Here is a 1,197-nt window from a genome sequence, read left to right on the forward strand (position 1 = left end):
TCTGAGCTGGGGGTGGCCGCAGAGACCAGCGAGAAGCGACTGTTTACTAAAAACACAGGTCCGTGCGAAGCCGTAAGGCGATGTATACGGACTGACGCCTGCCCGGTGCTGGAACGTTAAGGGGACCGGTTAGTCACATTTCGGTGTGGCGAAGCTGAGAACTTAAGCGCCAGTAAACGGCGGTGGTAACTATAACCATCCTAAGGTAGCGAAATTCCTTGTCGGGTAAGTTCCGACCTGCACGAATGGCGTAACGACTTCTCGACTGTCTCAACCATAGGCCCGGTGAAATTGCACTACGAGTAAAGATGCTCGTTTCGCGCAGCAGGACGGAAAGACCCCGGGACCTTTACTACAGTTTGATATTGGTGTTCGGTTCGGCTTGTGTAGGATAGCTGGGAGACTGTGAAGCATTAACGCCAGTTAGTGTGGAGTCGTCGTTGAAATACCAGTCTGGTCGTGCTGGATGTCTAACCTGGGTCCGTGATCCGGATCAGGGACAGTGTCTGATGGGTAGTTTAACTGGGGCGGTTGCCTCCTAAAGAGTAACGGAGGCGCCCAAAGGTTCCCTCAGCCTGGTTGGTAATCAGGTGTTGAGTGTAAGTGCACAAGGGAGCTTGACTGTGAGACCGACGGGTCGAGCAGGGACGAAAGTCGGGACTAGTGATCCGGCGGTGGCTTGTGGAAGCGCCGTCGCTCAACGGATAAAAGGTACCCCGGGGATAACAGGCTGATCTTCCCCAAGAGTCCATATCGACGGGATGGTTTGGCACCTCGATGTCGGCTCGTCGCATCCTGGGGCTGGAGTCGGTCCCAAGGGTTGGGCTGTTCGCCCATTAAAGCGGTACGCGAGCTGGGTTTAGAACGTCGTGAGACAGTTCGGTCCCTATCCGCTGTGCGCGTAGGAGTCTTGAGAAGGGCTGTCCCTAGTACGAGAGGACCGGGACGGACGAACCTCTGGTGTGCCAGTTGTTCTGCCAAGGGCATGGCTGGTTGGCTACGTTCGGGAGGGATAACCGCTGAAAGCATCTAAGCGGGAAGCCTGCTTCGAGATGAGGACTCCCACCCACTTGATGGGGTAAGGCTCCCAGTAGACGACTGGGTTGATAGGCCGGATCTGGAAGCCAGGTAACTGGTGGAGGTGACCGGTACTAATAGGCCGAGGGCTTGTCCTCAGTTGCTCGCGTCCACTGTGTT

At 56.0% G+C, this 1,197-nt stretch carries 1 rRNA gene (running past one end of the window); it reads left to right on the top strand.

The features are described from left to right. Positions 1-1,175 (top strand): 23S ribosomal RNA (locus AB0G52_RS40795) (it extends 1,638 nt beyond the left edge of the window). Positions 1,176-1,197 lie beyond the last annotated feature (22 nt).

Origin of the sequence: Streptomyces sp. NPDC021562, from assembly GCF_040640875.1 — a bacterium.
Classification (GTDB): Bacteria; Actinomycetota; Actinomycetes; order Streptomycetales; family Streptomycetaceae; genus Streptomyces.